Raw genomic sequence first — 7347 nt, 5'->3', positions numbered from 1 at the left:
GTATCCGGGCGTGCCAACGGATTTGCCACTCTGGCCCTAAAGAATACAAATCTCTGAGATTATCATTTTCAACAACTATTCTTCCCTGAATTCAATACATTATCTCTGACCAAAGAAAACCCAGATCGGCATTGTCAGCAAGCCCGGGATGCGCGGCGGGGTTGGAAGACTAGGTACAGTCGTGTCGGCCGTGGAGACTGCCTGGAACTCCATCGCCCGCACCTCAGGCAAAATCTGTGCCGAACAATTCAATACGCTCCCAACGCGCAATGAGCCCTCTAGCCTAGCCAGGAACAAGCCGTTCGCGCACTTCACACTAATCACCCTTTCGCTTTTCCGCATATCCCGTACCCGGCGCCCCGCGCGTTCCGCGAAATGCACCGCGCAGTTCTGTCCGAAGCATGCCATGTTCAAGCAGGTACTTCATCGTCAGCATTTTCAAAATAACAATGATGGCCATATAGTGATAAATCAAATCAAAATAGGCCTGGCTGATGAAGGCACCGCCCACGGCATAGGCCGCCATGCCCACCTGGGTCATGGCGGCCAGGTCACCCGCCCATTGCAGCTCTGTGTGCTTCTTCGCCTGCTTTCTGACCCAACTGCCCGTGCGCCAGGTCATAAAACCCAATGCCAGAAACAGGGCCAGCCCCACGTAGCCGTGGTCGCCCAGAATCTGGAAGTAGATGCTGTGGGCCGCTGTCCTGCCGGCGGTGATGTCAAAACCACCGCCCACGATGGGGCTGTCGGCGGTCACACGGATGATGTATTTCCAGGCTTCTATCCGGCCCATGGCCGAAGCGTCCTGCTCGTAGGTTTCGATGCTGTGCATGCGCTCTTTCCACTCCGGCGGCGCGAAGGTGTACGCCCCGTAGGCGGTGGCCGCGATGAAGATGAGCATCATAAATTTGCCGCGGCTTTTGATGAACAGAAAAGCCATAACCACCAAGGTGCCGAGAAAGGCCCCCCGTGAAGAGGTGCCGACGATGGCCAGCACGGTAAGCACCATGGCACCGGTGAAGGCGTATTTGGCCCACCATTTGGTCATGGTCAACTGCAAATAGCGCATCAAGGGCAGCACCATGTTGAGGGCGGTGCCGATCTCGCCCCGGGTGGCAATGAAGGACCCTTCCGGCCCCAGCACCAACTGGGTCCCGCCCGAACGAATGGTGAATATCCCGCCTTTGACGCCGAAAAAGCCGATGGACACCACGATGACCCACACCAGTATCTGCAAGCGCTCCCTGGTATTGATGAACATCAGGGTGATGAAAATGAAAAGCTGCACCTTCCACACTTTGTCCCACTTGAGCCAGGCGACATCCTGGTACTGAGCAAAAAAAGTGGTGAACCACATCCACAGGACAAAGATCAACAGCAGCACCGCCTCCCGGGTCCAGGGGATTTTGCGTTCTTCCTTGGTGAAAATAATGGCCAGCAGGGTCACCGCCGCGACGATCTGGGCATAGGGCAGGGCGGTGGCCCAGGCCAGGCGGTGGGGGTTCATATAGCCCAGCCAGGACCACATGTACACGCCGATGTGGGGCTTGGTCAGAATGAAGGGCAGGCTGCCCAACACAATCAGGGTGACGACCAGGGCGCGCACGGCGGCTCTCAGACAGCCTTGCCAAACCAGCGTACCCGCCGGGGCAGATCAAGACCACGCAACAGACCCTCCGCCAAGCGCCGGTCCAGATGGCGTTCGTGCCGCAACAACCGGTCTTTCACTTGATAAAGCCTGCCCCGTTCCGGCTGCACTGCCCCAAAGCGCTCGCCCGCAGCCAGGCGCTCCAGTAATTCCGCGTACACGCCGGCGCTGTCCCGCACCGCCCGCCAAAACAGGGTAAGTTCATCGTCGCCCTCCTTCACCTCGGGGCACACGTGGGCGATGAGATCACCGGAATCGATGCCGGCATCGATAAAATGCAAGGTACAGCCCACCTGCTCCGGCTCGCCGTTGTGCAAGGCCCAAAACGTGCAATCCGCCCCACGGTAGCGGGGGGAGAGGCCACCGTGCAGGTTGACGATGCCCAACCTGCCTTTTTCCAGCAAGCCCCCCCGGATCAGGGAGGTGCCGAACACCGCGATCACGTCCGGCTTGAGCTCCTCGGCCAGCGCCACCACTTTGGGGTCGTTGATATGAGCGACGTCCACCCGTAAATCTTTACGCTCCAAGGCGGGCTCATCGTCGCCGAAAAAATACCTCGCCTCGCCGTTGCCGGTATAGCGGCGCCGGTCGCGCAGCCAGCGCCACATCTTGCGCCACAGGAGCCTGGGCTTCGACAGCAGTTTTTTTATTTTGGCCGCGTTCAGCTCGCTGCCGGTCTCCTGCACGATGGCCACCGGTTCGGCCGCCCGGCACAGGCGGTTGGCCACGTACAAATGGCGCGGCGAGCGGCCGCACAAGATCATGACGCGTATATCAGCCACCGGCGCGGGCCTCCTGCGGCGCCTCGGTCAGCTTTGGGAGCGCCGGAATGACGCTGTCGGTCATCGTCATCAATAGCGCATCAGCAAAAAACTTGGCCGCCCAGTTGGGGTATTCAAAGCGGGAGTAGGCGCCCCAAATGGGGGCCGACCCCAGAATGCCACCGCGGATGATGGGGTCGGCACTGGTCAAATCGTGGTTGCGCTTCAAGTAGCCGATGCCACGTCGGGCGGGCTCGCGCCAACTGTCATCCCCGGTGACCTGCGCCAGGCGCAGCCAGTTCAGGGTCATCTGCGCCACGCCGGTCAGACAGCAATAGCGGGCGGTGGGCCGCCAGCCCTCGTCGTAAGTGCCCGCCAGCCAGCCGTCGTCACGCTGCTGTGCCGCCAGACCGCGCGCCGCCTTGAGGGCGGCGTCCAGGTAACGCGACTCGTCCAACAACACACCGCTTTCCAGAAACCCCCGAATGGCATAGGCGATGGTATGGGTAAAGGGGGAGGCGTCCGGTGTGAAAGCGTTGGTGCGAAACCAGCCCGATGCCGTCTGCTGGCTCAAGGCCCAGTCGAGATTCTTTACAGCGGCGTCCTGCAACACCTCGTCGCCAGCCAGCAAAGCGGTGCTCACCAAAGCCCAGGTGGCACGGGTGTTGTACACATGGGGCACGCCGTTGTGCTCGAAGCGGCGCCAGCAGCCGTCCGGGTCTTGCTGGGCCTTGAGCCAGTAGCCGGCTTTCACGGCAGCGGCCAGGCACTCATCGCGGCCAAGCTGAGTGTAAGCCGCCACCATGCCGTGCATGATCTGGCCGGTGTTGAAGATCACAGGATGACTGCCCGCTTCACCGAAATGGCCGGGAAAGGCACCGTCGTCCTGCTGCAACGACAACTCCCAGTCGATAATCCGCCCGGCCCGTTCCCGCAGCCCGGGCCGCTTGAGAATCTCCGCAGCGGCAAGAAAAGTTTCAACGATGTAACCGCTGGTCTCGGGATAGCCGGGCAGCCAGCCGTCTTCGAAACTCCAGCCGGCCGAGACGCTGCCGGCGTCAATCTGGCCGTCGCGCTGATCCTGGGCGTGGCACAGCCAATCAAGCGCTGCATTGGCGTGATCCCCGTGCCCACGTTCAAGCTGGCGTGACAGGGAGACAATGTCCCGCGCGATCAACGCCGCATGGCGCGGCCGCCAGGGCTTATAACGCAGCGGCAGAGTGAGCAATTTCCGTAATGCCATGATGTTCCGTCAGTGAATACGCCACCGGCTAAAGCCGGTGGCTTCATGTTACGGCGACAAGCCGGATTGACCGGCCGCGCGGCCGATTGTCCCCTCTCCCAAGACCGGGAGAGGTATAGATGAGGACTCCAGTTTCAACCTCAGAGCATATTCACCCCTCACCCCGTCCCTCTCCCCTCAAGGGGAGAGGGGGTAAAAACAACAATGCCGCCTAACGGCGGGGGATCTTAAGGGAGACCCGTGTTACAACGTCCCGCGGGCTGCCTCCAAAGCGCCACCCAAGGGAACGTGACTGACCACATAGCGGTGCTTGCCCGAGGCGGTGGCTGGCAGGCTGTCCACCTCGGTCAACCGAATCTGTGTCCCTTCACCCATGCGGGCGCGCAAGCCCCGGGCAATCCGGCCTTGATCGTCCGCACGCCATTTGGCATTGGTGACGTAGATCACTTCCACCTCATCCACCGCATGCTGAATAAAACGAAAGGCTGCCAAGCCCTCCACAGCGCGAAGCACGTAGATCACCGCCAGCGCGTGCATGATTGTACCATCGGCGCGCACCACAAAATCCGTACTGCGGCCCAGGACCTCGCCGATCACGTGCAAACCCCGGCCGGCGCCCGCCGCTTCATCGCTGTTGCGGAGCACATCACCGGTGCGGTAACGGATGAAGGGCTGGGCCTCGGAGCAAAGGCCCGTCATCACCGCCTCGCCCGTCTCCCCCGGCGCCACCGGCTCACCAGACTCGTTCAGCACTTCGAGAATGATGCTCTCGCTCATAAGCAGCATCTGCCCCTCTGGTGTCTCGTGGGCGGTAAAACCAATGTCGCGGCTGCCGAATTCATTGGCCGCCGGCACGCCAAACACCTGTTCGATGAGTTCGCGCTGGTGAGGATAGAGAGGCTCGCCGGTAGTGCACACCACTTTCAGGCCGGGCAGGCGCAAATGCCGGCCCCGCGCCTGGGCATGGGCCGCCAGCAGGGCGACGCTGCTGGCGTAACCGTAGACGCAGCGGGGCCGGTAGGCACGGATGGCACCGAGGTACTCATCCATGGCGGCGGGCGACATGTCGAACGCGTTGAGCACCAGTTGATTGAGCAGACGGTCGCGCAAGGTTTTGATGCGATCGGTTTTGCTCAGCTCCACCGGCGCACCCCACAGATAAACCTCGCGCTCGCCCACGTCCACCCCCCACCAGCGCCGCGCCCGCATGCGGCCGGCGGCGTCGGAGGCCTGACGCCACCGGCCGAAGTAAAACACCAACGGCTCGCCGCTGGAACCGCCAGTGTTGTATTTCTCCGCCCCCCCAGGCACGCCCAGCCAGCGCATGCGCGCGCCGTGCTCCACCGCGTCTTTTTTCGCCATGGTGGGCAGGCGGCGCAGATCAGCCAGGGTGGGCGGCGGCGCCGCCGGGTCCAGCTCGATGCCGGCCGCGGCGATGCGGTCGGCGTGCCAGGGACAATGGGCGGCGGCGCTGCGAAGCAGGGCCTGGAGCTTGCGGCGCTGCAGCTGCTCCAGCGCTTCCCGGGACCAATACTGGCTGCGCTCCAGCTCCCGCAGATAAGCGAAGGTGGGACGACGCAGCAACGCTTCCTGCAACGGATAGACGACATGGCGGGACAAGGCCGGAATCACCGCGCCGTCTCCTCCGTTTGCGCTGCGGCGCCCGGTGCGGGCAGCAAACGATTGAATTCTTCGCACAGCACCCGCACCCGGTCATCCCAGGAATTGGCGCGGGCGTAAGCGATGATAGCGTCCTCGTCCCAGGCTTTGCGCAAAGCCTGATCGATGCCATCCCGCAGAGCAGCGTTGTCGCCGAAGGGCACGATGATACCCAACTCATCGCGGCACACCACCTCGGCATTGCCGCCCACGTCGGTGGCCACCACCGGCAGGCCGCAGGCCATGGCCTCCAGCAAAACATTGGCCCAGCCCTCGTTGCGCGTGGCCAGCACGAACAGATCCGCGGCAGACAAGGGTGTTTTCAATTCCTCCGGCGGCAGCGCGCCGAGGCAATGCACCCGTTCCTGCACACCGAGCTGTGCCGCGAGCCGCTCGAGGCGAGCGCGCCAATCCCCCTCCGGGCTGGCGCCGCCGACGATGAGATAGTGCAAATCAGGGTAGCGCCCCACCAAAGCCGGAAGGCATTCGATGACCCGATGGAAACCCTTACGCTCCACCAGCGCTCCCACCGTGATCAACACCCTTGCATCTGCCGCCAAACCCAGTTTCCGCCGCGCCGCGGCCCTATCCACAGGATAAAATTTTTCAGTGTCCACACCGTTGCCCACCACCCGGATTTTGTCTCCCGGAAGCCCCAGGGCCATGGCATGCCGGCGCAGGGAATCCGACACCGCAAACACGCGCGCGGCATCACTCAAGGCCCGCACCATGCGCGCGCGCCTGGCAGGGTCCCGCGCATGGGGCACCTCGGTACCGCGCAAGGTGATGCATACCGGCACACCGAACCAACGCCCCAAACGGGTCGCGGCATAGCCATCAGGATAGGCAAAATGGGCATCGATGAGCTGAAAGTCAAAACGACGCCGCAAACGCCGCAGCAAGCCCACACAGGCCAGGGCCATGCAGAAACCGTCCCACGCCCGAAACAGACCGGGCAGAGCCAAAAAGCGGGGATGATACACCTCCACCCCCTGCTGCCGCTCCCAGCGCGGCGCCGGCGGGCGGTAATGGGGCCGCCAACGGCGGATCAAACCCTGCAGCGGAAACCACGGCACCGGCGAGACCACCACCAACGGCAACACCCGGCCCACGCGGAACATGCGCTCACGGATGAACAAACCGGCTTTTTCCTGGCCCGGCCGGGGAAAGAGGCTGGACAACACGAGTAAGCGTACCCCCCCGGCACCGATAAAACGCTTCTTTCCTGCGTCCTCATCTGACGAACAGTCAGAACCCACCCACTTACCCATAGTACATACCAAGCGCCACACAACAGCAAGCGACCCTCAACGAACCTATGCTCACGCCGATTTGAACACCCAAAAGCGTTGCGCGGCATAACTCACCACCGTCGCCAACGCGAGAGCAGGAATCTGAGCGAGCGCCTCGACCATATCAAACGTCTCAACGAACAAAATCAACAACGCCAAATTAATCACAAAGATTCCTGCATAGTTAGCACAATATTTCAACACACCGCATAAATGACGCTGGCTTGCTTGGAATGTCCAATGGCAGTTTAAAACGTAGCCCAGACCGATACCTATCGCATAATCAACAGCAAGCGCCACAATATAGGGCAGACCCAAATAAAGCAGCAACAGATACAACACGTATGTCACGGCGGTATTGACACCACCTACGATCAGAAATCTGAGAAGCTTGCGCCGCTCCGCCGCGCTATTCCAAACCATAATGTGCACCGCCAGTGCCCGGCAAAATCACCTCAAAAAAAACTATTTCTGTATACCGCGGTGACACGAACTCTGTATGCAACACCACCTTGCAACCTCTGACACTTGAACAATCACACGTTGCTCAGAAACATGATGCGAGTTCGAATTTTAACGAACGCCACCGACTCGGCAATCGAACAGGCCATCCTCCGCTGTTCGATTGCCGCCCGCGAAATCCACTCACCATTTTTCGAGATGACGGGTGTTTCGCTGGCCCCCATCGGCCGGCACCAAGGGCAGCACATCCCCGTACCACGACAATAATCCGGTAGGATTATC

General features: G+C 61.4%; 6 protein-coding genes. All 6 read right to left on the bottom strand.

Going from position 1 to position 7347, the window contains the following annotated elements:
• Window positions 1-316: 316 nt before the first annotated feature.
• Complete coding sequence (locus ENJ19_10130) at window positions 317-1636, bottom strand: putative O-glycosylation ligase, exosortase A system-associated (protein ID HHM06082.1); 1320 nt, start codon at window positions 1634-1636, stop codon at window positions 317-319.
• A complete protein-coding gene (locus ENJ19_10125; GenBank protein ID HHM06081.1) occupies window positions 1615-2430 on the bottom strand; it encodes a formyl transferase in 816 nt (271 codons plus the stop codon). The genes ENJ19_10130 and ENJ19_10125 overlap by 22 nt, the downstream gene beginning before the upstream one ends.
• Entirely contained in the window at window positions 2423-3652 is a 1230-nt protein-coding gene (locus tag ENJ19_10120) for a hypothetical protein (protein HHM06080.1), read from the bottom strand. The genes ENJ19_10125 and ENJ19_10120 overlap by 8 nt, the downstream gene beginning before the upstream one ends.
• A 243-nt stretch (window positions 3653-3895) precedes the next feature.
• A complete protein-coding gene (locus ENJ19_10115; GenBank protein HHM06079.1) occupies window positions 3896-5284 on the bottom strand; it encodes a phenylacetate--CoA ligase family protein in 1389 nt (462 codons plus the stop codon).
• Window positions 5281-6582 carry a glycosyltransferase family 4 protein gene (locus tag ENJ19_10110; GenBank protein ID HHM06078.1) on the bottom strand — a complete coding sequence of 434 codons (1302 nt, stop codon included), beginning with the start codon at window positions 6580-6582 and terminating at the stop codon, window positions 5281-5283. Before ENJ19_10110 ends, ENJ19_10115 begins: the two co-directional genes overlap by 4 nt.
• Window positions 6583-6633: 51 nt before the next feature.
• Entirely contained in the window at window positions 6634-7026 is a 393-nt protein-coding gene (locus ENJ19_10105) for a GtrA family protein (protein ID HHM06077.1), read from the bottom strand.
• Window positions 7027-7347 lie beyond the last annotated feature (321 nt).

The organism is Gammaproteobacteria bacterium (genome assembly GCA_011375345.1).
Classification (GTDB): domain Bacteria; phylum Pseudomonadota; class Gammaproteobacteria; order DRLM01; family DRLM01; genus DRLM01.
The sequence above is the reverse complement of the archived record's forward strand: the minus strand, read 5'-3'. Positions and strand labels throughout refer to the sequence as shown.